The following is a 24,691-nucleotide window of genomic DNA, read 5'->3' as shown; positions in this document are numbered from 1 at the left end:
CGGGGGTGCGGTGATGCCGAGGATCGCCGTCGTCGGAGGAGGGATCGCCGGAGTCACCCTGGCGTGGCGCCTGTGCGAGTCCATCCGGGGAACCGCCGTCCACCTCTACACCGGGGAGCCGTACCGCAGGGCCGACGCGAGCGCGGCCTCCGGCGGGCTGACCCGGGCCTTCGAACCCGACCCCGACCTGTGCATGGAGGCCGCCGCGAGCCTCGCCGAGCTCCAGTCGGACCCCGTGCTGCAGGCCTGGGCCTCCTACCGGGAGACCGGGTCGGTCTACCTGATGCCGGCCCTGGGCCGCGACACCGCCGAACTGGTGGACGCCGTGCGGAGCCGCATCCCGGGCTCGGTCGAACTGCTCGACGCCGGGCGGCTCACCGCCCGGGGCGCCTTCCGCGACCTGCCGGAGGGGAGCGTCGCCGTGGTGGAGCGGCGGGCGGGCTACGTCTCGCCGAACGCGCTGCGCGACAAGCTCCTGGTGGAACTCGCCCGATCAGGGGTGTTCGTCGTCGACGGCCGGATCGAGACCGTCACCCGCGAGGGCGAGGTCCACCCCGTCGGCGGGCCCCCGGCGCGGTTCGACGTGGTCGTCGTCGCCGCGGGCGCGTGGACGCGGACGCTGCTGGCCCGCACCGGCCTGCCGGACGGCGGACTGCGGACCAAGACCATCCAGTACGTGCTCGCGCCGTCGCACCCGGGGGGTCCGGGCGCGTTCGTCGACGAGACCACCGGCCTGTACGGCAGGCCGTACGCCGACGGGCGGATGCTGCTCGGCCTGCCCACCGACCGCTGGGACGTGCCGCCGGGCGCGGCGGTGGCCGACCCCGCGCTGACCACCCGGATCCTGGACACCGCCCGGGCCAGGATCGGCCACGGGACGCCCGGCGGGAAGGCCGGCGGAGGCGCGGGGGTCACCGCGGTGGCCGCGGTCGAGTGCTATCACGCGACGGGCGCGCTCTCGCTCCGCCCGCTGGCGCAGGGGATCTACACCTTCACCGGGGGGAGCGGCGGGGCGGGCAAGACGGTGCTGGCCGCCAGCAGGACGGCGGCGCGGAGCCTGGTCAGGACGCTGCGGTGAGCACGGCGACCGGCGGGGGCCGCGGCGGCCACGGGGCGGCCGGAACCCCGGCGGGCAGGACGGCGACCGGGGCGGTGATCGGCGGAACCGCCCGCGGCGGGCGGGACGGTCCCGCCCCGGCGGGTCAGCCGGCGGTCCGCGCCGGCTCGCGGCGGGGCTCCGGCTCCGCCGCGGCGGGTCGAGGGGTCTCCCGGGTGGGGGTCTCCCGCTCGGAGGACGCCTGGGGAGGGACGCCGTCCTCGATGCGGCGGACCGTCCGCTCCAGTTCCTCGGCCGTGGCCGCCTCGGCGTGCGAGGCGCCGGCCCGCCCCTTGGTGCGGGAGAGGGCCCAGAAGCGGCGGGTGTGCTCGCCGTACCAGACCGTCCAGCCGGGCAGCCGCGCGGCCAGCGCCCGCGCCGCGGCGGCTCCTTCGGTGTGCTCTTTCGCCATCGTGACCCTCTTCCGTGGTGCGCTCCGTGATGCATCGGCCGGGACGGATCCCTTACCCGGGAACACCCGTCCCATCCGCACCGGGGGTCGTCGCGGGCCGATTCTTTGCTGAAGCATTGCGCATCGGCGGGCGTCGGCGCGTCACAACACGCTGAAAGTCAGGTAGCAGTAGTCGTCGAGCATCTTCGTCAGCGGCCGCCCGGGCCGGCCGAGCTCCGCGGCCAGGGCCTCCTCGCCGAGTCCCGACTCGGCCAGCACGCCCAGCGCCCACTCCCGGCCCAGCCGCAGATGGGCGGCGTAGGACGCCGGGGTGCGGGCGCCGTGCAGGCGCTCGGCGATCGCCGCGTCCCAGGGCATCACGGCCCTGGGACGCAGGGCGTGCAGGGCCTTGGAGGCGGCGGTGGAACCGAGCGAGCGGGGGCGGGCCCCCGCGGTGGCGGGGGCCGCGGCGAGGTCGGCGTAGCACAGGCCGAGCCGGTCGATCTCGGCGTCCGTGAGCCGGGCCAGGCAGGCGTCCGGTCCGGGCAGGTGGGCGGCCCAGCGCGACCACCAGGCGGCCACCGACGCGCCGAAGACGTCCGGCTCGCCGGGGCGCGGGTTGCGCAGCCGGCAGCCCCAGGAGTTCAGCCAGGCCAGCAGGGCGCGCGGGTGGGCGGGGACCGAGAGGTCGAGCGCCGGGGCGGTCTCCCGGAGCAGGTGCTGCCAGGACCGTTCGGGACCGGCGAAGCGGGCGAACTCCGCGACCGCCTCGCGCAGGGCCGCCAGGTCCGGGCCCGGCGCGTTCACAGCGGCACGCGGCCGGCGGCGCCGGACGCGGGGACGAGGGCGAGCGCGGGCCGGGCGCCGCGCCGTACGGCGAACCCGGCGGCGGCCGCGACCAGGAACACCAGCACGCCGTACACCACGGCGGGGATCGCCATCCGGGGGTCGCCCAGCAGGGCGGGGCTCACGGCGACGGCGATGGCCAGGGTGCTGTTGTGGATGCCGATCTCCATGCACGAGGCGACGGCCTGCCGGGGGGCCACCCCCGCCAGGCGCGGCAGCCAGTAGCCGGCGGTCAGGCTCACGACGCTGAACAGCAGGCAGACCAGGCCGACGGCCCGGATGTCGGCGGCGAGCCCGTCCGCCGCGGAGACGACCGCGACCGCGATCACCGCCGCCAGCGTGACGACCGAGAGCACCTTGACCGGGCGGGCCATCCGGTCGGCGAACGCGGTCCTGGCGGCCCGGATCAGCATGCCGAGGGCGGCGGGGACCAGGACGACGGCGAAGACCTGGACGGTCTTGTCGAACTGCAGGCCCAGCGTGCCCGCGTCGGCGTAGAAGTACGCCAGGGAGAGGTTGGCGACGAGGGGGAGGGTGAAGACGGCGGTCAGGGAGTTGATCGCGGTCAGCGTGACGTTGAGCGCCACGTCCCCGCCGAAGAGGTGGCTGTAGAGGTTGGCGGTCGGGCCCCCGGGCGAGGCGGCCAGCAGCATCATGCCGACCGCGAGGGAGGGCGGCAGGCCGAAGGCCAGGACGAGCCCGAAGCAGACCGCGGGCAGCAGGAGGGCCTGGCAGACGAGGGCGACGAGGACGGCCCGGGGGTGGACCGCGACGCGGCGGAAGTCGTCCGCGGTCAGGCTCAGGCCGAGGCCGAACATGATCACGGCGAGGGCGGCGGGGAGCAGGACGCTGCTGACGGTGGGACTCATGGCGGTCCCTGCCTTTCGTGACGGGGCATCATGGATCGTGACCGGATGTGACTCGGTGCGACCGCGCCTCGGCGTGCCGGGCGGACCGGCCCGCCGGGGCACGGCCGGCCGCCGGGGAGCCGGGAGGGCCGGGGAGAGGACAGGAGCGGTCAGGAGAGGTCAGGAGAGGTCGAGGCGGACGACCCAGCGGTGCCGGCGGTCGCTCTTGGCCTCGGTCTTGAGCAGCCGGCGGAACCCGGCCCGCTCGAACATGCCCATCGTCCCGACGTAGGCGAGGGAGGGGTTGACGCGTCCGCCCTCGGGGTCGACGGGGTAGCCCTCGATGGCGGGCGCGCCGTACCTGCGGGCGTGCTCCACGGCGCCCAGCAGCAGGGCCTCGGCGACGCCGCGGCGGCGGTGGGAGGCCCGCACGACGAAGCACACCACCGACCACACCGGGACGTCGTCGACCGCGGGGATGGTGCGCGAGCCGGTCAGCCGGTCCATGCCCGCGCGGGGGCCCACGTTGCACCAGCCGGCGACCTCGCCGTCCACGTAGGCCAGGAGGCCGGGCGGTGGATCGGCGTCGACCAGGGCGCGCATGACCGCCCCGCGCTCGTCGGCGGTCCTCCGGTTGTACTCGGCCGTGGTCAGACGCCAGGCCAGGCACCAGCACGTCTGCCTGTTCTCGGTGGGGCACAGGACGGCGCGGAGGTCGTCCCAGCGCCGGGAGTCGGCCGGATGAATTTCGACGGGCATACCGTGGATCCGTTTCTGGGGGAGTCCGGGCGCATGGGCCGCGCCAGTTCTCCCCGCGGGCTTTCGAGTTTTACAGGGACTTGACTGGTGGTGATTCAAAAGGGCTAGAGAAGGGCGGTGGGAGGGTTCGTGAAAAGGCGAGGGAGGGCGGCGGTCAGGCCAGCGCGGGCGCGAGCGGCCGGCTCCCGCGGCGGGTCAGCGAGGCGAGGATCCGCTCGGTGCGCTCCGTGGGCTCGGTGTCGAGGTCGTTGCGGAGCCGGCGGCGGCACAGCTCGTACCAGTCCCTGACCCGGCCCAGCTCGCCCAGCTCGCCGTGCATCATCATCAGCGTCTGGTAGGTGTCCTCGTGGTAGGGGTCGAGGGAGATGATGCGGCGGCACCAGTGCATGGCGGCCGGCCAGTCCTCCCGCTCCAGGGAGTCGGCGCGCAGCACCGCCAGCGCGCGCAGCGCGACACCCTGCGCCCACTGCCGCTGCTCGTTGATCCAGTCGCTGGCCTCGCCGGTCAGGAAGTCGCCGGAGTAGAGGTCGGCGGCGGTCCGGAAGCACTCCAGCGCCCGCTGGTGCTCCTTGGCCGCCCAGAGGTCGCGGCCCTGCTGGAAGGCCCGCTCGAACTCCTCCAGGTCCACCCACGCGCTCTGCGCCTGCAGCATGTATCCGTGGTCCTGGTGGACCAGCCGGAACCCGTCGTCCCCCTGGTAGACCCCCAGCACGCGGCGGACGGCGTGGACCGCCACCTTCAGGGAGCTGGAGCTCCGGTCGTCGCTGTCGGGCCAGAGCACCTCGTGCAGCCTGTCCCGGTGGACCAGCCGGCCGCGGTTGACCAGGAGGTACTGGAAGAGCGCCCGGGCCTTGCCCGCGCGCCAGTGGGCCACCGGCAGGCCGTCGATCTCCAGACGGAAGTTGCCCAGGCAGTGGACCGTCACCGCCGGCGTGGAATCCGTGAGCATGGGGGCCGCCCTTTCCATAGGACCCGGAGGGCCGGTGCGGCGCTCCGAACCCGGTCATCGGGTCTGACCGGAACGCTATGGAACCGCGGAGGTCCTGTTCAAGGGCGCTGCCCACAAGGTGCAAGGGGGTCTACGACTTTAGTCGTAGGGGGGTGCACACCTCGCACTATGTACGGCGGGCGACCACCCGTGAACGATGAGTGCGTCGCACCCCCCTAGCCAGAAGGCATCGCGATGACGCATCCCGTGTACAAGATCGAAGCAGCGGTCCGGCCGATGGCCGCCATCAGCGGCCGGGCGGTGCGGCTGTCCTGGACGGAGGCGCGGCCCGCGGTCCAGGTGATCTTCCAGCTCCGGCTGCTCGCCGGCGCGCTCATCGGAGCCGGGGCGGCGGCGGACGTCTCCTGGGGGGTGATGGCGGCGGGGGCGGCGGCCTGGCTCCTGCTGACCTGGTCCGCGTACCTGCTCAACGGCGCGGCCGACGTCGTCGAGGACCAGTCGAACGGCTCCACCCGGCCGATCGCCCGCGGCGACCTGTCCGCACTCACCGGAGGGCGGCTGGCCCTCCTGCTCGGCGCCCTGGGCCTGTCGCTGTCCGCGGCGCTGTCGGAGCGGTTCTTCCTCCTCGCGCTCCTGCTCCTGGTGCTCAGCTGGGCCTACTCGACCGGCCCGGCCCCGCTGAAGAACACCGTCGCCGGGGTGCAGGTCGCCGTGGTGGGCGCGGGCCTGGTCACCTACCTGGCGGGCATCAGCGCGGCGGGCGTCCCCGTCACCGGCACCGTGCTGGTGTTCGCGGTCGCGATGTCGGCCTGGATGGGCATCGGCGGGCTCGCCAAGGACCTGTCCGACGTCGCCGGGGACCGGGCCGCCGGGCGCCACACCCTGCCGCTGCTGTGGGGCGAGCGCCGGGCCAAGCTCGCCATCGCGGCCGCGGCCGTGGCGGTGGGCGGCTCCTTCCTCGCCGCGGCCCTGACCGCCGCGCCGGGCCTGGTGCCCGCCGCCGCGCTGGTCCTCGCCGGGAGCGCCGCCCTGGCCGCCGTCGCGCTCGGCCGGTGGAGCACCGGGGACCGCAGGGCCCAGCGCCGGCCGTACCGGCTCTTCATGCTGACCCAGTACTCGGCGCACCTGACCGTCCTGGCGGAGGTCGTGCTCCGCTGACCGGAGTCGGCGCCGAACGATCGAGGCGGGTCCGGATGGTTCCGGACCCGCCTCGATCGTTTCCCCGCTTCGATCGTTTCTCCGGTCCCGGCTCCGGCTGCGGTCCCGGCTCCCGATCCCGTCGTCCCCCGCTCGCGCGAGCGCCCGGAGACCCTGGGGTCTCCGGGCGCTCGCGGGATCCGCTAGGGCAGGGCCGGCTCCTCCTCCCGCTCGCTCAGCTCCGCGATGAGCTCGGCCGCCGCCACCGCCGCGGCCCCGTGCACCGGGACGGCGGCGATGGCGGCGGCGAGGTCGGCGGGGACGGGGTTGTCGAACACCTGGCGGAGCGGCACCTCGACGCCGAGCAGCTCCCGCAGCGCGTACGCCAGGCGGGTGCCGCTGAGCGAGTCGCCGCCGAGCCGCAGGAAGTTGCCGGTGCGCTCGACCGGCTCGGAACCCAGCACGTCGCCCATCAGCGCGCCGATGACGAGCTCCAGCGCGCTGCCGGGCCCGTCCTGGCCCGCCGGCGGCACGGCCTGCGCCGCCGGGTCCTCCCGCCCGGCCAGCGGGGGGTGCCCGGCGGCCTGGGCGGGGTGCCCGGCGGCCTGGGCGGGGTGCCCGGCGGCCTGGGCGGGGTGGCCGGGGGACTGGGCGGCGGTCGCGCCGCCGGCCCGCTCGGTGAGGGCCAGCCGGTCGGTCTTGCCGTTGCGGGTCAGCGGCAGCGCGTCGACGACCTCGACCTTGGCCGGCACCATGTACGAGGGCAGCAGCTCCCGGAGCCGGGCGCGCAGCGCGCGCGGGTCGGGCCGGTCCCGCCCGGCCTCCTGGCTCCCGGTGACGAAGGCGTGCAGGCGGCGCACCCCCCACCCGCTGCGCGGGGCCACGACGACCGCGGCCTCGACCGAGGGCTGGTCCCGCAGGACCGCCTCGATCTCGCCGAGCTCGATCCGGTAGCCCTGGATCTTCACCTGGTGGTCCTCGCGGCCCAGGATCTCGATGTTGCCGTCGGGGAGGTGGCGTCCGACGTCCCCGGTCAGGTAGGCGCGCTCCCCGCTCTCCGGGAGCGCGGTGAACTGGGCCGCGGTCCGCTCCGGGTCGTCGAAGTACCCGTGCGCCAGCCCGACGTCGCTCACCACCGCCATCTGCCCGACGGCCCACACCGGGCGGCGCCGCAGCTCGTCGTCGACGACGAGGTAGCGCTGGTTGGTGATCGGCTTGCCGTACGGGATGCTCGTCCAGGCCGGGTCCACCTCGCCGACGGGCGAGAACACCGACCAGCAGATCGTCTCCGTCGGCCCGCCGGAGCCGACGAACAGCAGGTCTCCGGCCTGGGCGCGCAGGCGGCCGGGGAGGGTGAGCGGGATCCAGTCGCCGGACAGCACGGCCAGCCGCAGGGTGGACAGGGGGCGGTCGTCGCGGATCTCGGCCTGGCCGACGAGCATCTCCATGATCGCCGGTACGGAGTTCCAGAGCGTGACGCGCTCCTCCTTCACCCGGTCGGTCCACCGGTCGGGCTGGGCGCGCTCGAAGGGGTCCGGCAGCACGACGGTGCCGCCGGCGGCGGGCACGCCGAACACGTCGTAGACCGACGCGTCGAAGTGCAGCCCCGAGATGCCGAACAGGCGGTCGTCCGGGCCGACGCCGAACCGGGCGTTGACGTCGGCGACGAGGTTCGCCACGCCGCGGTGGTCCACCATCACGCCCTTGGGCTCGCCCGTCGACCCGGAGGTGAAGATGACGTAGGCCAGGTCGCCGAGGCTCTGGACGGAGGGGAGCGGGCCGTCGTCCCCGGTCTCGAACTCCTCGTCGACCCGGTGCACGGTCACGCCCTCGGGCCAGGTCAGCCGCTCGGCCAGGTGCGACTGGGTGAGCACGTGCCGTACGCGACCGCGCTCGATCAGCCGGGCCAGCCGCTCGGCGGGGGCGGCGGCGTCGACCGGGAGGTAGGCGGCGCCGGAGGCGAGCACGCCGTACACGGCGGCGTACTGCTCCCAGCCCTTCTCCATGACGACGGCGACCAGCTCGTTGGTCCGCACGCGGCCGCGCCGCAGGCGGCGGCCGATGCGGCGCGCGTAACCGGACAGCTCGCCGTAGGTGAGCCGGCGGCGGCCGTCGACGACGGCCTCGGCGTCCGGGCGCTCGGCGGCCCGGGCGAAGAGGGTCTCGTGCAGCAGCGCGCCGGGTACGGGCCCGGCGGTGGAGTTCACCTCGTCGACGAGCCTGCGGTCGGCGCCGGGGAGCACGTCGGGGCGGGTCTGCGCCCAGTCGGGCCCGCCGTCGGCCAGCCGCTCCAGCAGCGCCGCCAGGACGCCGGACATCGACGCGCACAGGCCGGGCGGGAACACGCCGCCCGCGGCCTCCCAGCGCAGGTACAGCCCGCCGTCCTCCTGGCGGAAGCCCAGGTCGAGCAGGGGCCGCTCCGTGCTCCCGGTCCCGCGGGCGGTCGTCGGCGCGGACTCCCGGCCGGCCCGCGGACCGGCCTCCAGTGTGCCGACGACCACCGGCAGGCCGGCCGTCCCGGCACCGCCGTCGGCCGCGGTGCCGGCCGCGGTGCCGGTCGGGGTGCCGGTCGCGGCTCCGGCCAGCGCGCGGGCGATCGCCTGGTCGAGCTTGGCGGCCCTGACGCCGAACCGGTCCCCGGTACGCGGGGCGGTCACCGGGACGGTGGCGGCCCCGGGCGAGCGGTAGGCCAAGGTGAAGTCCGGGCTCTTGGCCCACCCCCGCAGCACCTCGGCGAACGCGGCCACGAGCAGGGCCTCCGGGCGGGCGCCGTGGGTGCGGGCGGCTGCGGTCAGCGCCCGCCAGCGGCGGGGGGAGATCCGGTACTCGTGCCGTTCGGCCGGGGCGGGGGCGCTCGGACCCGCGGCGACCGGGAGGTCGGGAGGGGAGAGGAGCGCCGGTCGGTCCGGCTCCTGGTGCAGGGCGGTCATGGATTCCTCCATTCGAATTACGTCGGCGCCGTGAACATAAGAAGGGCCGGTTATGCCCAGGCGGATCTCCTGACAGGGGATATGACTCGAAGTCGGTGTCGTAACCGGTCGATAACCAGTAGTGGTTACGGTCGCCGGGACCGAGAAAAGGATTCCCCGACCCGACCGGAAAAGAGGACGATGGTATGGCGAAGGCATCATTGGGCCGACACGCCGATTTCAACCGGCTGTGGGCCGGACAGACGATCAGCAATTTCGGCGACAAGATCTCACTGCTGGCGCTGCCCACCATCGCGATCGTCACGCTCGGCGGCGGTCCGGTGGAGGTCGGCGTGCTGGGGACCCTGAGGTTCCTGCCCTTCTTCCTGCTGGCCCCGCTGGCCGGGCTGGTCGCCGACCGGGTCTCGCGGCGGTCGATCATGATCGCCGCGGACCTCGGGCGCTTCCTGGCGCTCGCGAGCATCCCGGTGGCGTTCGCGCTCGACGCGGTCACGCTGCCGCACCTCTACGTCGTGGCCGCGGTCGTCGGCGTGCTCACCACGTTCTTCGAGGTCTCCTACCAGTCCTGGCTGCCGCAGCTCATCGGCACCGAGAACCTGGTCGAGGGCAACACCAAGCTGCAGATCAGCCGGAGCCTCGCCGAGGCCCTCGGCGCGGGCGCGGGCGGCGCGCTCATGCAGGTCCTGGGCGCGGCCAGGGCCGTCACGGTGGACGCGTTCACCTTCCTCGTCTCGCTGGTGGCGCTGCTGTTCATCCGGCACCGCGAGGTCCGCGAGCAGGTGGAGGGGCGCAAGGCCTCCGCGGCGGCCGACATGAAGGAGGGCATGCGCACGCTGTTCGGCACGCCGGTCCTGCGGAGCCTGTTCGTCTCCAACGTCGTGGTGAACTTCGGCGCGGCCATCGGCGACGCGCTGATCCTGGTGTACGCCTACAACGTGCTGGGCCTCAGCCCCGGCCAGGTCGGCATCGCCTGGGCCGTCATGGCCGTCTTCGTCATCGTCGGGGCGGTCCTGTCCGAGCAGGTCGCCAAGGCCCTGACCCTCGGCCGGACGCTGGTCCTCGTCGCGGTCGTGCTCGGCGCCGGCTACATCCTGGTCCCGTCCGCCGGCGCGGTCGGCGGCTTCGCGGGTCTGCTGGTCGTCCAGGCGGTCCTCGGGTTCGTCAGCCCGATCTTCGACATCCACGTGCTCAGCCTGGTGCAGGGGGTCACCCCCAACGACCAGATGGGCAGGGTCGGCGGCACCGCGCTCGCGGCGGTCTACGGCGCGCTCTCCGTCGGTTACGCGGTCGGCGGCGTGCTCGGCGAGACCGTGGGCCTGACCCCGGGCCTCGTGCTGGCCGGCGTGATCATCGCCCTCGGCGGCCTCACGCTGCTCCTGGGACCGGTGGCGGCCATCCGGGAGCAGCCCGGCGGGGAGCCGCAGGACGTCCGCGCGGAGGGGGGACCGGAGGACGGGACCCCGGAGGACGACCCCGAGCGTCCGGTGGCGTCCGTCACCGGGTGACGGCCAGGACGTGAAAGCGCCGGAGCGGGCCCGGGCGACCGGGCCCGCTCCGGCCTGTGCGGCTTCCGGCTCAGTCCGTTCCGGAGGCCAGGAACCGTGCGACGTCCGCCGACTCCGCGGCGATCCCGGACTCGATCTCCGGCGGCAGGGGGCCGAACGGCGTGACGCCGACGGCCCGCTCCCGGCGCGTCCAGGTGGCGACCGCCAGGCCGTCCGCCAGGACGACCGGGCGGATCTGGCCGCCGCCGGGCCACACGCGCCGGGCGTGGGCGGCCGGCACCGAGAGGTCCCTCGTCCGGTAGCCCACGAGGTAGCCGTCGTAGGCGGGCAGCAGCCGCACGTCGGGCGGCCCCTCCGGCTCCGATTCCTCCGCCTCCGCCAGCCGGGCCCGGGGCAGGACGTGCACCCCGCCCCCGATCCCGGCCTCGGCGACGTCCTCGAGGGCGTGCCACCCCTGCCGGGCCAGGCCCGCCGGCAGGCCCGACCAGGCGATGAAGTCCCCGGCCGAGGCGGGGGCGTGCGCGGCGAGGTACCGGCGGGCCAGTTCGGCCGCGGCCTCCCGGGCCGGCGGCGGCGGGGGGCCGCCGGGCGGGACCAGGTCGTCGAGGAGGGCGAACGTCGCCTCGCCCGCGCGGTCCGGGCCGTGGCAGATCCGCCCGCGCAGCGCCGTGCGGCGGATGAGGTGGAAGGCGGCCTGGCCGGTCGGGGGCACCCCCAGGCCCGCCAGCCGGGCCGTGAGCTCGGCGCGGGTGAGCGGCCCGTCCGCGCCCACGGCCTCGGTGATCAGGCCCTCGGCGCGCTCCTGGAGCCGCTCGTCCAGGCCGAGTTCGGCGTACCGCCGGCGGCTCGCCGCCAGGAAGACCGGCCCGAGCAGCCCCAGCAGCCACCTGGCGTCGTGCGCCGCCACCGCGTGCAGCGTGCCGCGCATGAACCAGCCGCGGACGAGGACGGGACCGTACGCGGCGGAGACGTCCCTCCGGGTGATCCGCGCGCTGCGGGCCCGCAGGCCGAGCGCGGCGGCCTCGGCGTCCTGAGCCTGGATCGCGAAGGCGCGGCCGACGACCTCCGCCACGCCGCCGCCCCTGACGCCGCCGGCCAGCCCCTGAGCCCGGGCGCGCATCAGCCGGGCGCGCTCCGGGGTGATGATCGGCATGGGGCCCCACCCTAGTGGGGCTCAGCCGAAGTCGACCAGATGATTACGATCATGTACGGTTTTATCTCTCTTGCCGACAAGTGCCGATTTCGAAACACCTTCGAACATCCGGAGCACGCGCTTGCCGGACTTCACGGAACTTCGTACTATCTGCGTTTTAAGCGTGTTTTGCGATTAATGTAATGACTCCGGTAAACGGGCGGGACTGCTCCCTAGTGTCGAGGTGTGGGATGGCGCTGCGCGACGACGAGAGTTCCGATGGGGATGGGCCCGGTTTTGACAGGGAAGCCGTTCACGCCGAGGTCGTGGCGTCCTACCGGTCGCTGCTGAGCTCCGCGGGAAGCGTCGTGCTGAGCGACGAGACGGTGGTCGAGCAGCTCGTCCGGCAGGCGGGTCTGGTCGTCGACGACGTGCTGGCCCGCTGCAGCGGCGTCCCTCCGGAGGAGGACGCCCTGTCGCTCCCCCTCAGCATGGAGATCGGCGCGACCCGCGCGCAGCAGGGCGTGCACCCGACGCAGTCGCTCCTCGCGGCCGCCCTCATGTTCGAGGCCGCCTTCCCGGTCCTCGCCCGCAGGCTCTCCGCGCGGGACGGTCTGGACGTGCAGGAGCGGACGGTGACCATCGGCCTGGACCTGCAGCGGGCCATCATGGTACGGCTCGCCGTCGGGTCGGTGCCCTACGTCAACTTCCTGCTCGCCAAGCTGCTCTCGGCCCACCAGGACGAGCGCCACCGGATCGCGCGGGACCTCCATGACCGGATCGCCCACGGGATGGGCGTGGCGCTGCAGCAGCTCGACCTCTACGAGGTCTACCAGGGCGACGACCCCGAGCGCGCGGCCGCCAACCTGGCGATGGCCCGGCAGGCGATCAACGAGGGGCTGCAGGGCACCCGGCGGCTCTCGGCGGACCTGTGGGAGCGGGTCGGCGACGACAGCCTGGAGGCCGCGCTCGGCAAGTACCTGCGCATCACGGTCCCGCGCTCCACCCGCACCACGCTGACCACGACCGGCGGCGAGCCGAGCCTCCCCTGGGAGGTCCGGGAGGAGATCTACATCCTGCTCAGGGAGGCGGTGCGCAACGCGCTGCTGCACTCGGGCACCGCGGAGATCCACGTGGAGGTGGAGGGGCGGGACGGCGTGCTGCGCGCGGCGGTCAGCGACCGCGGCTGCGGGTTCGACGTGACGGCGACGCGGGCGGCGCGCAGCGGCGGGGGACTGACGTCGATGCGGGAGCGGGCCGCGCTGCTCGGCGGCACCGTCAACCTGTCGAGCAGGGTGGGGGAGGGGACGACCGTCGAGGTGCTGGTGCCGCTGGGGGAGGACCCGGCCCTGGGGCCGTGGAGCAGACCGGAGGCGAAGGACGCCGCCGATGAGGAGAGGGCGGGAGACGTTGACCGATCCGGATGAGCGGCGGATCAGGGTGGTGCTGGCGGACGACCACACCCTGTTCCGGGACGGCCTGGCGGAGCTGATCCAGACCGACCCGGCCTTCCAGGTCGTGGGGCAGGCGGCCGACGGGGACAAGGTCCTCGCGCTGGTGCCGGTCCTGCGGCCGGACATCGTCATCGTGGACGTCGAGATGCCGGGCCCCGGGGCCCGGGCGGTCGTCAGCCGGCTCCGGCAGGTCTGCCCCGAGGCGACGGTCATCGTCCTGACGATGCACCAGAACTCCAGGATCGTGCAGGAGCTCCTCGACTGCGGGGCGGCCGCCTACCTCGTCAAGAACATCGCCCGCGACCAGCTGATCGCGGCCCTGCACGCCGTCCACCAGAGCCCGCGCAACGTGCTGCTGTCGGTGTCGCGCGAGACGCTGGGCCGCGGGGAGCCGGCCGAGGGGGGCGGCCGGCCGCTGTCGGCGCGGGAGATGGAGGTGCTGCGGCTGACCGCCGACGCCTACTCCAACTCCCAGATCGCCACCAGGCTCGGCATCACCGAGGCCACGGTGAAGCGGCACCTGTCCAACATCTACGCCAAGCTCGGCGCCGTCTCGCGGGTGGACTCGGTCCGCAAGGCGATGGCGGCCCGGCTCATCAACCCGGTCATCGACTCGGGGCGGAACGGCCGGCCGCCGGAGTGACCGCGCCGCGGAGGCTCCCGGAGGGCCCCGCGGCACGGACCCGGGCGCGCAGGCGCCGTCACCTGCCGTGCAGCAGCCGGAGGAACTCGCGGTTGCTCGGCAGCGTGGCCAGCAGTTCCCGCTGCTCCCGCTTGACGTCGGCGAACAGCGCCCGCGCCTGCTCGATGGAGCGCTCCTTGTAGGTGAGCGAGGGGAGGGGGTTGTCGGGCAGGCAGCCCAGCCCGGCGAAAATGCAGTAATAACTACCGTTTGTCCAGAAATTCCGGAACTCGGCCTCGAAGTTGCCGTAATAGGTGCCCTCGTCCGTCACCGGTTGGTTGATGGGGAGGCCGGCCTTGTAGGCGGCCATCTTCCCCTTGATGTTGTCCGTCAGGTGCAGTTCCTTGTTCGCCTTCCAGAACGGTGTGTCGACGCGCGGCGAGTAGTAGAAGTGGGCCTGGAGGAAGTCCCGGGTGTCGTCGAACATCTCCTCGATCTCGCGGTTGAACCCGTCGGCCAGCGCGGGGTCGAACCGCCGGTCGGGGAAGTGCTTGGCGAGCTGGAAGATCGCGGCGTAGGTGAAGTAGATGCCGGTCGACTCCAGCGGCTCCAGGAAGCACGAGGCCAGGCCGATGCTGACCACGTTGTTCACCCAGGCGCGGCGGTTGCGGCCGACCCGGAAGCGGATGTGGTTGAAGGAGGTGGAGTCGGGGTCGAGGTTCCACAGGCGGGCGAAGTCGGCGGTCGCCTCGTCCCTGGAGGCGAACTGGCTGCTGTAGACGTAGCCGCTGCCGAACCGCCCCAGCATCGGGATCTTCCACGCCCAGCCCGAGGGCATCGCGATGGAGGAGGTGTACGGCTCGATCCCCTCCGCCTCGTCGTCGTGCGGGATGGAGGTGGCGACCGCGCTGTCGTTGATCAGGTGGTCGCCCATGTCGATGAACGGCTCGGCCATGGCCTTGTTGATGAGCAGGCCGCGGAAACCGGAGCAGTCGACGAACAGGTCGCCCTCGAGCGTGAGGCCGCCCTTCGTCCGCAGGGCGGTGACGAAGCCCCGCTCGTCCATGACGGGCTCGGTCATCTCGTCCTGGACGTGCACGACCCCCTGCTTCCCGGTGGCGAAGCGCCGCAGGAAGTCGGCGACCAGGTGCGCGTCGAAGTGCCAGGCGTAGGCGGTCGAGCGGCGGCCGTCCAGCCAGCGCGGCGAGAGCCTGGCGTCCATGAGGGGGGGCTCGCGGAAGCACGCGTAGTCGAACGGCTCGCCGGTGCGGCCCTCGTGGACCTCGTTGTACCAGTAGTGCGAGAGGGGCAGCCCGTCGTGGGAGCGCAGGAGCCCGAACGGGTGGTAGAACTGGTCCGGCCGGCCGTCCTCCAGGGTCCGGGGGGTGCTCTCACCCGCGCCGGGCGTGCGCCAGTTGACGAACTTGACCGCCATCTTGAAGCTCGCGTTGCACTCGGGCATCCATTCCTCCTCCGGGATGCCCAGCACGTCGAAGAACGCACGCTGCAGGTTCGGCACGGTCGCCTCGCCCACACCGATCCTGGGGATGGCGGGCGCCTCCAGGACCGTGATCCGCACGCCGCCCTGCAGCACCTTGCCGAGGTAGCTGGCGGCCATCCAGCCCGCCGTGCCTCCACCGAGGATGACCACGTTCTTGATGCGATGATCCACTGCGCGTCCTCCGTTTCCTGGGACCGTGCCGGGCGTCACCGGCGCGGAACGTCGTCGTTCACGGTGGACCGTAGGCCGGGCGAGTCGGTCCGGGGTTACGCCTCCGCCGGGACCCCGGCCGCCGGCGTAACCGGGCGCCGGCGTAACCGGGCACCGACCCGGCCGCGCCTAGGGTCCGGCCGAACCCGGCCGGACCCCGGTCCCGAGGACGTGAGGGAGCCGCGAGAGCCCGGAGGGTCCGCAAGAGAAGGAGCACGGCATGACCGCGACCCTGCCCGCGAGCCCGTCCACCAGCCCGCCCGTGAGCCCGCCCGCCAGCCCGTCCACCAGCCCGCCCGTGAGCCCGCCCGCCAGCCCGTCCGCGAGCCCGCCTGCGAACCGGGCCGAACGCCCGTCCGCGAGCCCGCCTGCGAGCCCGTCCGCGGGTCCGTCTGCGAATCCGTCTGCGAATCCGCAGGCGGGCCCGGCCGGTGACGGCGCGACGGCCCGCCCCGCGCCGCCCGTCCACCGGGGCGCGCTGTGGATCGGCGGCAGGTGGACCCCGCCGGACACCTGCGAGAGGTTCACCGTCCTCGACCCGGCGCGGGAGGAGGTCGTCGGCAGCGTGCCCGCGGGCACCGCGGACGAGGCGCGGCGGGCCGTGGAGGCGGCGGCCGCGGCCTTCCCCGGCTGGGCCGCCCTGCCGCTGGAGGCCCGGCTCCGCCCCCTGCGCAGGCTGCTGGAGCTCATGGAGGCCGACGCCGGGGTCCTGGCCGACACGATCAGCCGGGAGGTGGGCATGCCCCGCCACCTGGCCCGCGGCGTGCAGGTGGAGTTCGCCCTCGGGGTGCTCCGCTCCTACCTGGAGACGCTGCCCTCGCACCCCTTCGAGCAGCGGGTGGGAGGCTCGGTGGTCCTGCGCGAGCCCGTCGGCGTCGTCGCCTGCATCACCCCCTGGAACGTCCCGCTCCTGCTCGTCATGCAGAAGCTGGTGCCCGCGCTCGCGGTGGGCTGCACCGTCGTGCTCAAGCCGAGCGAGCTCGCCCCGCTCAACACCTTCCGCCTGGCCGACCTGCTCGCCGAGTGCGACCTGCCGCCGGGCGTGGTCAACCTGGTCAGCGGCGCCGGCCCGGTCGTCGGATCGGTCCTGGCCGAGCACCCCGGCGTCGCCATGGTCTCCCTGACCGGCTCGCAGCGCGCCGGCCGGAGCGTCTCCACGCTCGCGGCCGGCACCGTCAAGCGGGTGCACCTGGAACTCGGCGGCAAGAGCGCGAACATCGTCCTGGACGACGCCGACCTCGAGACGGCCGTCGGCGCGGGCATCCGGCAGGCCTGCTTCAACTCGGGCCAGGCCTGCCTGGCCTGGAGCCGCCTCCTCGTCCCGCAGGCCCGGTACGGCGAGGCGGTCGAGATCGCCGCCGCGACCGCCGCCTCCCTGCGCACGGGCGACCCCTTCGACCCGCGCACCGACCTGGGACCGCTGATCTCGGGAGCCGCGCGGGCCCGGGTGCGCGACCACATCCGGCTCGGGGAGCGGGAGGGGGCCCGGCTCGTCGCCGGCGGCGCGGCGCCCCCCGAAGGCCTGGACCGCGGCTTCTACGTCCGGCCCACGGTCTTCGCCGACGTGCACAACGGGATGAGGATCGCCAGGGAGGAGATCTTCGGCCCGGTCACGGTGCTGATCCCGTACGCCGGCGAGGACGACGCGGTGCGGATCGCCAACGACAGCGACTACGGCCTGCACGGCGCCGTGTGGTCGGCCTCGACGGAGCGCGCGCTGGCGGTCGCCCGCCGGATCCGCACCGGGAGGGTCGACGTGAACGGGGCGCCGTTCAACCTGCTCGCGCCGTTCGGCGGGTACAAGCGGTCGGGCAACGGGCGCGAGCTGGGCGAATGGGGAGTGGAGGCGTTCTGCGAGGTCAAGGCGGTGCAGATCGGCCCGGGTGAGGCGCAGGTGGAGATCGGCGCCCGCTGACGGCTCCGGCGGAACCTCCGCCACCGGGAGCACCGGTTCACGAAGCGGAACCGACGTGGGGCGGCCGGCCCGGGTTGAAGGCGTGCTGCGCCGCCAGGCCGGGGACGACGAGGACGGCGCGGTGACCGCCGGCTTCTTCCGCGACCCGGCCGCCGCCCTCGGCATCGACTACTCCGGCCCGCCGGACGCGTGACGGGCCGGTTCGTCCGCGTGACTCAGCCGCCGCCCGCCGCGGTCTCCCACAGCAGCGTCGGCCGGCCGCCGCGCAGCGCCTCCCACGCGACCCTCCGGTAGCACGAGGCCACCACCGAGTCGCGGGCCAGCCCGGACGCGCCGTGCAGGTGCACGGCGTCGCGCGTGACGTCCAGGGCCGTCTCGGCGGTCAGGGCGAGCAGGCCGGCCGCGTCCGCGGAGCCGAGCGCCCCCCGGTCCAGGGACCGGGCGGCGTCGGCGACGGCCCAGCGCACGGCGTCGAGCCGGGCCAGCAGCCCCGCGACCCGCAGCCGCGGCGCCTGGTGCCTGGACAGCGGCTGGCCGAACTGCCGGCGGCCGCGGACGCGTTCCACCACCGCCGTGAGCGTGGCCGCGGCGAGCCCCATCAGGAGCGCCGCCTGGTAGACGGCTCCGCGCAGGCCCACGCGGGCCAGCGCCCGCTCCGCCTCGCGGCCGCGCAGCAGCACCGCCTCCGCGGGCACCCGGACGCCGGTGAGGGCCGCCGCCGCGGCCGGGCCGCCGCCCCGGTCGGCCAGCTCGCGCAGTTCCACGCCCGGGCCGGGCAGGGTGACCAGGCTCACCTGGGGGCCGTCGGAGGTCTCGGCGAGCAGCAGCAGCGCGCCCGGCTCGACCCCCACCGAGAAGGGGCCCGCCGTGCCGGAGAGCAGTCCGCCGTCCCCGCCCGGGTCCGGCCACCAGACCAGGCCGGTGGACAGGCAGCCCTCCAGCCCCGGCAGGCGGCCGGGGATCGGCACCGGGAGCCCGCCCGACCTGATCCGGTCGAGCAGTCCGGCGCGGTCGGGCAGGGCGGCGAGCAGGTCCAGGGTGACGAGCGTGCCGAGCAGGGGCAGCGGCTGCATCGAGCCGCCGACCTCCTCGCACAGCATGCTCACCACGGCGTGCCCCAGCTCCAGGCCGCCGCGCTCCAGCGGCACCCCGAACTCCCAGGCGCCGACGTCGGTCAGGGCCTCCCACGCCTGCTGCGGGCTCCCGCCGCCGTCCAGCAGCGCCTGCCGCACGGTCAGGCGGAGCTGGCGGAAGAGCGGGTCCTCCTCCTCCCACGCGGTCCACCACTCGCCGGTCATCGGCTCCATCGCGGTCATCGCGCCTCCCCGCGCAGATCGTCCCCCGGCCGGGGGAGTCCCCGGCCGGTCCCGTCCGAGGGCGCGGTCACGGCCGCACCTCCGCACCCGAGTCGAGGCGCAGGCGGGCCAGCGTCTCCAGCATCATCTCCGAGGTCCCGCCGGAGATCCGCATCCCCGGGGCCTCGCGCGCCGCCACGTCGAGCGGATCGGCGACGCCGTCCTCCTCGGCGATCATCGCCTGGTCGGCGCCGCGCTCGGCCGCCCACCAGGCGATCTCGGCGGCCAGCTCGGTGGTGTACCACTTGGCGGCCGCCGCCTCGTCCTCGTTGAGCTCGCCCCGGTCCAGCCGGGTCAGCACCCGCCGGACCAGCGTGCCCGCCGCGACGAGGCGGGCGTTGAGCCGGGCCAGCCCGATCGCGTCGTGCTGGCCGATCCCGCCCCGCAGCCGCCCGGTGGCGGCGGTGGCGGCGCGGTGCCAGCGCAGCGCCTTGACGTAGTAGTCCAGGCCGGTCCGCTCGTAGGCCAGTGTCCGGACGACGATGGCCCAGCCCTGGCCGGGCTCGCCCACGACGTCGCCGGGCCCCACCTCGACGCCGTCCAGCGTCACCTCGTGGAAGTCGTCGTCCATCAGGGCCGGGATCGGCTCGATCCGGACCCCCTCGCCGGCGAGGGGGACCAGGAACAGGGTCAGTGCGTCGTCGTCGTCGCGGGCCAGGCAGAGGGCGGAGTCAGCGAGCCTGGCGAAGATGGAGTGCGTCTTGGTGCCGTGCAGCCGGTAGCCGTCGCCGTGCCGGACCGCCCGGGTGGACAGCACCGACAGGTCCGAGCCCGCGTGCGGCTCGCTGAACAGCACGCAGCCGAAGGACGTGCCCGCCGCGAAGCCCGGCAGGTGCCGGGCCCGCATCTCCGGGCCGGCGCAGTTGAGCAGCGTCGTGCCGACGATCGACACGGTGAGCGTGTGCAGCAGGTCCGGCACGTCGTGCATGGCCAGTTCCTCGACCAGCACCGCGGCGGTCACGTGGCTCACCCCCCGGCCGCCGTACTCCACCGGCCACTGCGGCGCGAGCAGTCCCGCCCGGCCGAGCGCCCGGTGGACGGGGCGCGGATCGCGCCGCCGCCGGGCCTCCGCGATCGGCGCCGCGGCGAGGATCTCGCGGATCTCGTCGCGCAGCGCCCGCACGGGCGCCTCGCTGTGCTCCCACAGGAGCTCGGACGTGAGCATGGCTTCCCTCCCTCAGGTGAGTACGGCTCAGGTGAGTACGGCCGACCCCGGTTCGCGGACGGCGGCGGACAGGACCCGCCCGACGCCGTCCACGAGGTCGCCGACCTCGGCGGCGGTGGCCGCGAAGCGGTTGTACTCGGCGGTCCCGGACACCCGCCCGTCCCGCTCGACGAGCCCCACGCAGGCCAGCGCCGCCGCCGGGACCGGGCTGTAGAGCTCCAGGTGCCGCGCCGGAGGGCCCGGCACCTGCTCCACCGAGATCCCGGGCAGGTCGAGCGGGACCGCGGGGTAGTTGTGCAGCGCGAACAGCACCGAGTACGGCGGCGCGGCCCCGTCCCCGACGCCGCCTCCGGCACGGCCCCGGCCCTCGCCGAACAGCGCGTCCACCGGCAGCCGCTGGCGGGCCAGCGCGTCCGTCACGGCCGTGCGGGCCCGGCCCAGCAGCGACCGGAACGACGGCCGCCCCGAGCAGTCCACCCGGATGGGCACCACCGTGGTGAACTGCCCCACGGCGTCCTCCATCCCGGACAGGACCCGGCCGGCCGCGGGGGTCCCGACGACCACGTCGCGGTCGCGGCGGCCCGGGTCCTCGCGCTCCTGCCGGCGGGCGAGCACCACGGCCAGCGCGGCGAGCAGCGTCATGAACGGCGTCGCGCCCTCGGCGGCGCCCAGCGCGAACCCGGCGGAGGTCGCCGCCGGATCCAGCCCGACGGGCAGGTGGCCGCGGGCGAACCCGCGTGCCGGGCGGGCCGGGGGCAGCCCGGCCAGGGCGTCCCGCCAGTGGCCGAGCTCCGCGGCCCCGCCGGGGCCCTCGAGCCAGCGGCGCTGCCAGGCGGCGAAGTCGGGGAACTGGAGCGCGGGCGGGGTGCGGTCGCGCCCCCGGTAGGCGTCGGACAGGTCCTTGAGGAACACCGCCGACGACCAGCCGTCGAAGAACGCCAGGTGCGCGGCGAGGACGAGCACGTGGTCGTCCTCGCCGAGCCGCAGCAGCCGGAACCGGGTGCTCTCGCCCGAGGCGAGGTCCAGGGGGCGCCGCGCGCTCCCCGCCACCTGCCGCGCCACCTCGGCCGCGCGCCGTCCCGCCGGGGCGTCGGCCAGGTCCAGCACCTGCAACCGCAGGTACGGCTCGGCGGTGACGTGCTGCACCGGCCCGCCGAGGCCGCCGGGGTCGCCGTCCAGCCGGGTGCGCAGCGCCTCGTGCCGGCCCAGCACGGAGGTGAGCGCGGCGGCCAGGGTCCCGGGGTCGAGCGGGCCGCGCAGCCGTACGGCGTGCGAACCCGTGCCCGCGCCGGGATCGGCGGCCTCCTGCAGGAACAGCCGCGCCTGCGCCGGAGTGGCCGGCACCGGCCCGCCCCCGGCACGGGGCTCGGGACGGGACGGCACGGGCGCCTGCGCCTGGAGCAGGAGCCTGGCCAGCTCCCGCTTGTGCGCCGGGAGCCCGTCCAGGACGTCCGCCGGGGCGGCCGTCACGACGCGCCCCCGCCCGCGCGCAGCGAGCGGAGCATCTCCGCCGCCTCCTCGTCGCTCATCTGCTCGATCCGGTCGAAGACCGACAGCAGCCGGTCCTGCTGGGCGGCGGCGTCGCGCTGGGCGTCGCGGACCAGCGCGGCCAGGCCCGCCACGGTCGGCCGGGAGAAGAAGTCCGCCAGCGCGATGTCGACGCCGAAGTGGCCGCGCACCCGGGAGACCACCGTGGTGGCCTGCAGAGAGCTGCCACCGAGGGCGAAGAAGTCGCCCTCCACGTCCACCTGCTCGCGCCCCAGCAGCGGCGCGACGACGCCGCGCGCGATCTTCTCCTCGACCGCGTCGCGCGGTGCCGTCCCCTCCGGCCCGGCCTGGTCGGCGGGGACCGGCAGCGCGGCGAGGTCCACCTTCCCGTGCGGGGTGAGCGGCAGCTCGTCGAGCGTCACGACGACCGGGACCATGTAGCCGGGCAGCAGCGCGGCGGCGCCCCGCCGTACCGCCTCGGCGTCCGCGGTCCCGGCGACGTAGCCGACGAGCACGCGCTCGCCGTCGGCTCCGGCGACCACGGTGACCACCGCCTGCTCCACGCCGGGCTGGCGGGCGAGCACCGCCTCGACCTCGCCCGGCTCGATCCGGAACCCGCGCAGCTTCAGCTGCCGGTCGGTGCGGCCCAGGAAGTCGAGGTTGCCGCCGGGCAGCCAGCGGACCAGGTCGCCCGTCCGGTACAGCCGCGCGGTCGCCTCCCCGTCGGCGTAGGGGTTGTCGACGAACCGCTCCGCGGTCAGCTCCGGCCGCCCCAGGTAGCCGCGCGCGATGCCCGGCCCGGCCACGCACAGTTCGCCGGGGACGCCGGGCGGCACCGGCCGCAGCCGCCCGTCCAGCACGAACGCCTGGTGGCCGGCCATCGGGCGGCCGATCGGCGGGTTGCGGTCGTAGGAGCCGACGCAGTTCATGAGCGTCACCGCGACGGTGGCCTCGGTCGGCCCGTACCCGTTGACGAAGCGGCGCTCCCCGGCGGTCCACTCGGCCACCAGCCTGCCGGGGAAGGCCTCGCCGCCGACCGACACCAGGCGCAGGTCGGGCAGGCGCCGCTGGTCCAGCAGGGGCATCAGCGCGGGCGGCAGCTCCGCCACCGTCACGCCGGTGCGGCGCATGAGCGCCGTCAGCAGTTCGGGGTCGCGCCGCTCCTCGTCCCCGGCGACGACCAGCTCGGCGCCGGCCAGCAGGGTGGTGAAGATCTCGAACACCGACACGTCGAACGTCAGGGGCGCGAAGTGCAGGACCCGGTCGGACTCGGTGATCCCGTAGTCCGCCGCGATGGCCCGGGAGAAGTGCGCGACCGAGCGGTGCTCGACCATGACCCCCTTGGGGGTGCCGCTGCTGCCCGAGGTGTAGAGCACGTAGGCGAGGTCCCCCGGCTCGCAGACCGGGGGCGCCGGAGGCTCGGAGGGCGTCCCACCCGCGGGCGGCCCCGGGACCGGGACGGCCTCCACGTGCCCCGGCAGCACCCCCGCCGGGTCCGAGTCCGCGCCGCCCACGCCGCCGGAGCCGCCCACGCCGCCCGGACCGCCCGGCACGAGGGCGAGGCGCACCGAGGCGTCGGCGAGGATCGTGCCCACCCGCTCCGCCGGGGCGGCCGGGTCGACCGGCAGATAGGCGGCGCCGGCCTTGAGCACCCCGAGCACCCCGGCGACGGCCGCGGGGCCCCGGCCGAGGAGGACCGCCACCGGCTCGTTCCGGCGGGCGCCGCGGGCGCGCAGCCCGTCCGCGACGGCGTCCGACCAGCGGTCCAGCGTCGCGTAGTCGACCACCGCGTCCCCGGAGCGGACCGCGACCGCCCCGGGCCGGGCCCGGACCCGCTCGCGGAACAACCGGTCCAGCGTCGCGGTCCAGGCCGCCTCGTCGACGGGCCCGCCGCGGGAGAGCTCGCGCGCGTGCCGGGAGGCGCCGGGCTCCTCGACGAGGCCGAGGTCGCCCACCCGGATCTGCGGATCCTCCGCGACCTGCCGCAGCACCCGCTGGAACGCCTCCAGCAGCCCGGCCGCGGTGCCGTACCGGTACAGGGAGGTGTTGTACTCCAGCGACAGCTCCAGGCCGTCGGACTCGCCGGCCAGGAAGCTCATGTCGAACTTCGCGGCGCCGTCGTGCTTCTGCTCGATGCAGAACTCCACGCCGCCGGCCTCGGCGCGGTGCGCGCCCCAGCGGCCCAGGGAGGTGAACTCGATCTGGAACAGCGGGTGGCGCAGCGGGTCGCGCGGCGGCCGCACGGCCTCCACCACCTGCTCGAACGGGAGCTCGCTGTGCGCGAACGCGTCCATCACCGCCGAGGAGGTGCGGCCGACCAGCTCCAGGAAGGTCAGGTCGTCGGTCACCTCCGTGCGCAGTGTGATCATGCTGACGAAGCAGCCGATGAGCCGCTCCAGGTCGGGGTGGGGGCGCGAGGCGCTGGCCGTGCCGACCACGACGTCCTCGGACCGGGTCCAGTGGCGCAGCAGCGCGTTGAACGCGGCCAGCAGCGTGGTGAACACCGTCGCGCCCGCCGCCTCCGCGGTGGCCGACAGCCTGCCGAGCGTCTCGGCGTCCAGGGACAGGGAGAGCCCCTTGCCCTCGCCGCGGGTCTCCGGCGTCCGGGGGAAGTCCGACATGACCTCCGTCGCCCGGGAGCCCGCCAGGATGCGGCGCCAGGACTCGGCCAGGGCCGCGGACCGCTCGGCGTCCAGCTTCTCCCGCTGCCAGGCCGCGAAGTCGGCGTACTCCACCGGCAGGCCCGGCAGGTCGTGCTCGCGCCCGGCCACCGCCGCCTCGTAGCCGGAGGTCAGCTCCTCGGCGAACACCCGGGTCGACCCCGGGTCCCAGACGACGTGGTGGACCACCCACAGCAGGACGTGCTCGTCGTCGGCGAGGCGGACCAGCCGGGCCCTGATCGGCGGGCCGGCGGCCAGGTCGAACGGGGCCGCCGCATCGGCGGCGGTGAGCTCGGCCAGCTCCCGCTCGGGGTCGTCCCCGCCGGACAGGTCGGTCTGCTGGACGCCGACCATGTAGCCGGGGACCGGCTCCTGCCAGGGCAGCCCGTCCACCTCGATCAGCCTGCTGTGCAGGACCTGGTGGCGGCGGACCACCGCGTTCACCGACTCGCGGAGCGCGGCCGGGTCGAGCGGGCCGCGCAGCCGTACCGACAGCGCGATGTTGTTGCGGGTGCGGCCGCCGCCCAGCCGGTCGACGAACCACATCTGCTCCTGCTGGAACGAGGTCCTGGCGCGGGAGCCGTGGTCGAGGCGGGTCAGCGCGGTACGGCCGCCGCCGCCCGCCGACATCTGGCCGCGCATCTGCCGCAGGAGCCGTGACCGCTGCCCCTGGGGCAGCCGGCCGAGCCGTTCGGCGAGGTCGCTCATGTCAATCCTCCGTCAGCGGT

At 75.1% G+C, this 24,691-nt stretch carries 19 protein-coding genes; 7 read left to right on the top strand and 12 right to left on the bottom strand.

Annotated elements, in window-relative coordinates:
• Positions 1-13: 13 nt before the first annotated feature.
• Complete coding sequence (locus IEZ06_RS07615; protein WP_189235949.1) at positions 14-1,078, top strand: FAD-dependent oxidoreductase; 1,065 nt, start codon at positions 14-16, stop codon at positions 1,076-1,078.
• 124 nt (positions 1,079-1,202) lie between these two features.
• Here the strand turns inward: IEZ06_RS07615 and IEZ06_RS07610 are convergent, their stop codons facing one another.
• From IEZ06_RS07610 to IEZ06_RS07590, 5 genes are all read right to left on the bottom strand, one after another.
• Complete coding sequence (locus IEZ06_RS07610) at positions 1,203-1,508, bottom strand: hypothetical protein (RefSeq protein ID WP_189235948.1); 306 nt, start codon at positions 1,506-1,508, stop codon at positions 1,203-1,205.
• 141 nt (positions 1,509-1,649) lie between these two features.
• Entirely contained in the window at positions 1,650-2,294 is a 645-nt protein-coding gene (locus tag IEZ06_RS07605; RefSeq protein ID WP_189235947.1) for a hypothetical protein, read from the bottom strand.
• Positions 2,291-3,202, bottom strand: coding sequence for a bile acid:sodium symporter family protein (locus IEZ06_RS07600; RefSeq protein ID WP_189235946.1), 912 nt, complete (start codon positions 3,200-3,202; stop codon positions 2,291-2,293). The genes IEZ06_RS07605 and IEZ06_RS07600 overlap by 4 nt, the downstream gene beginning before the upstream one ends.
• A gap of 159 nt (positions 3,203-3,361) precedes the next feature.
• Positions 3,362-3,940 carry a GNAT family N-acetyltransferase gene (locus tag IEZ06_RS07595; RefSeq protein ID WP_189235945.1) on the bottom strand — a complete coding sequence of 193 codons (579 nt, stop codon included), beginning with the start codon at positions 3,938-3,940 and terminating at the stop codon, positions 3,362-3,364.
• Between the two features lie 154 nt (positions 3,941-4,094).
• Positions 4,095-4,889 carry an AfsR/SARP family transcriptional regulator gene (locus tag IEZ06_RS07590; RefSeq protein ID WP_189235944.1) on the bottom strand — a complete coding sequence of 265 codons (795 nt, stop codon included), beginning with the start codon at positions 4,887-4,889 and terminating at the stop codon, positions 4,095-4,097.
• Positions 4,890-5,123: 234 nt separating this feature from the next.
• On the opposite strand from IEZ06_RS07590, the gene IEZ06_RS07585 reads away from it, so the two are divergent.
• Positions 5,124-6,047 carry a UbiA family prenyltransferase gene (locus tag IEZ06_RS07585; RefSeq protein WP_203872086.1) on the top strand — a complete coding sequence of 308 codons (924 nt, stop codon included), beginning with the start codon at positions 5,124-5,126 and terminating at the stop codon, positions 6,045-6,047.
• A 182-nt stretch (positions 6,048-6,229) separates the two neighbouring features.
• On the opposite strand, the gene IEZ06_RS07580 is transcribed toward IEZ06_RS07585, so the two are convergent.
• Positions 6,230-8,956: a non-ribosomal peptide synthetase gene (locus IEZ06_RS07580; protein ID WP_189235943.1), complete on the bottom strand. Its 2,727-nt coding sequence runs from the start codon at positions 8,954-8,956 to the stop codon at positions 6,230-6,232.
• Positions 8,957-9,141: 185 nt separating this feature from the next.
• Between IEZ06_RS07580 and IEZ06_RS07575 the strand changes: the two genes are divergently transcribed.
• Positions 9,142-10,461, top strand: a complete 1,320-nt coding sequence (locus IEZ06_RS07575; protein ID WP_189235942.1) for an MFS transporter — start codon at positions 9,142-9,144, stop codon at positions 10,459-10,461.
• A 70-nt stretch (positions 10,462-10,531) separates the two neighbouring features.
• Here IEZ06_RS07575 and IEZ06_RS07570 read toward each other — a convergent pair whose 3' ends face one another.
• Positions 10,532-11,614 carry a winged helix DNA-binding domain-containing protein gene (locus tag IEZ06_RS07570; protein WP_189235941.1) on the bottom strand — a complete coding sequence of 361 codons (1,083 nt, stop codon included), beginning with the start codon at positions 11,612-11,614 and terminating at the stop codon, positions 10,532-10,534.
• A 305-nt stretch (positions 11,615-11,919) separates the two neighbouring features.
• Between IEZ06_RS07570 and IEZ06_RS07565 the strand changes: the two genes are divergently transcribed.
• Positions 11,920-13,020: a sensor histidine kinase gene (locus tag IEZ06_RS07565; RefSeq protein ID WP_189235940.1), complete on the top strand. Its 1,101-nt coding sequence runs from the start codon at positions 11,920-11,922 to the stop codon at positions 13,018-13,020.
• Complete coding sequence (locus IEZ06_RS07560) at positions 13,004-13,690, top strand: response regulator transcription factor (RefSeq protein WP_189235939.1); 687 nt, start codon at positions 13,004-13,006, stop codon at positions 13,688-13,690. Before IEZ06_RS07565 ends, IEZ06_RS07560 begins: the two co-directional genes overlap by 17 nt.
• 58 nt (positions 13,691-13,748) lie before the next feature.
• Here IEZ06_RS07560 and IEZ06_RS07555 read toward each other — a convergent pair whose 3' ends face one another.
• Positions 13,749-15,341, bottom strand: a complete 1,593-nt coding sequence (locus IEZ06_RS07555; protein WP_189235938.1) for a tryptophan halogenase family protein — start codon at positions 15,339-15,341, stop codon at positions 13,749-13,751.
• A gap of 259 nt (positions 15,342-15,600) precedes the next feature.
• Here IEZ06_RS07555 and IEZ06_RS07550 point away from each other — a divergent pair, with 259 nt between their 5' ends.
• Together IEZ06_RS07550 and IEZ06_RS07545 are read left to right on the top strand one after the other, a co-directional pair.
• The gene (locus tag IEZ06_RS07550; RefSeq protein ID WP_189235937.1) at positions 15,601-17,295 is read left to right on the top strand and encodes an aldehyde dehydrogenase family protein; all 1,695 of its coding nucleotides are present in this window, start codon (positions 15,601-15,603) and stop codon (positions 17,293-17,295) included.
• Between the two features lie 55 nt (positions 17,296-17,350).
• A complete protein-coding gene (locus IEZ06_RS07545; RefSeq protein ID WP_189235936.1) occupies positions 17,351-17,488 on the top strand; it encodes a hypothetical protein in 138 nt (45 codons plus the stop codon).
• A gap of 22 nt (positions 17,489-17,510) precedes the next feature.
• On the opposite strand, the gene IEZ06_RS07540 is transcribed toward IEZ06_RS07545, so the two are convergent.
• From IEZ06_RS07540 to IEZ06_RS07525, 4 genes are all read right to left on the bottom strand, one after another.
• On the bottom strand, positions 17,511-18,611 hold the full coding sequence (locus IEZ06_RS07540; protein WP_189235935.1) for an acyl-CoA dehydrogenase family protein: 1,101 nt from the start codon (positions 18,609-18,611) through the stop codon (positions 17,511-17,513).
• 67 nt (positions 18,612-18,678) lie between these two features.
• Positions 18,679-19,815, bottom strand: coding sequence for an acyl-CoA dehydrogenase family protein (locus IEZ06_RS07535; protein WP_189235934.1), 1,137 nt, complete (start codon positions 19,813-19,815; stop codon positions 18,679-18,681).
• Positions 19,816-19,842: 27 nt separating this feature from the next.
• Positions 19,843-21,285: a condensation domain-containing protein gene (locus IEZ06_RS07530; RefSeq protein ID WP_189235933.1), complete on the bottom strand. Its 1,443-nt coding sequence runs from the start codon at positions 21,283-21,285 to the stop codon at positions 19,843-19,845.
• Complete coding sequence (locus tag IEZ06_RS07525) at positions 21,282-24,671, bottom strand: non-ribosomal peptide synthetase (protein WP_189235932.1); 3,390 nt, start codon at positions 24,669-24,671, stop codon at positions 21,282-21,284. Before IEZ06_RS07525 ends, IEZ06_RS07530 begins: the two co-directional genes overlap by 4 nt.
• Between the last annotated feature and the right edge of the window lie 20 nt (positions 24,672-24,691).

It is taken from the genome of Planomonospora antibiotica, assembly GCF_014647955.1.
Lineage (GTDB): Bacteria > Actinomycetota > Actinomycetes > Streptosporangiales > Streptosporangiaceae > Planomonospora > Planomonospora parontospora.
The sequence above is the reverse complement of the archived record's forward strand: the minus strand, read 5'-3'. Positions and strand labels throughout refer to the sequence as shown.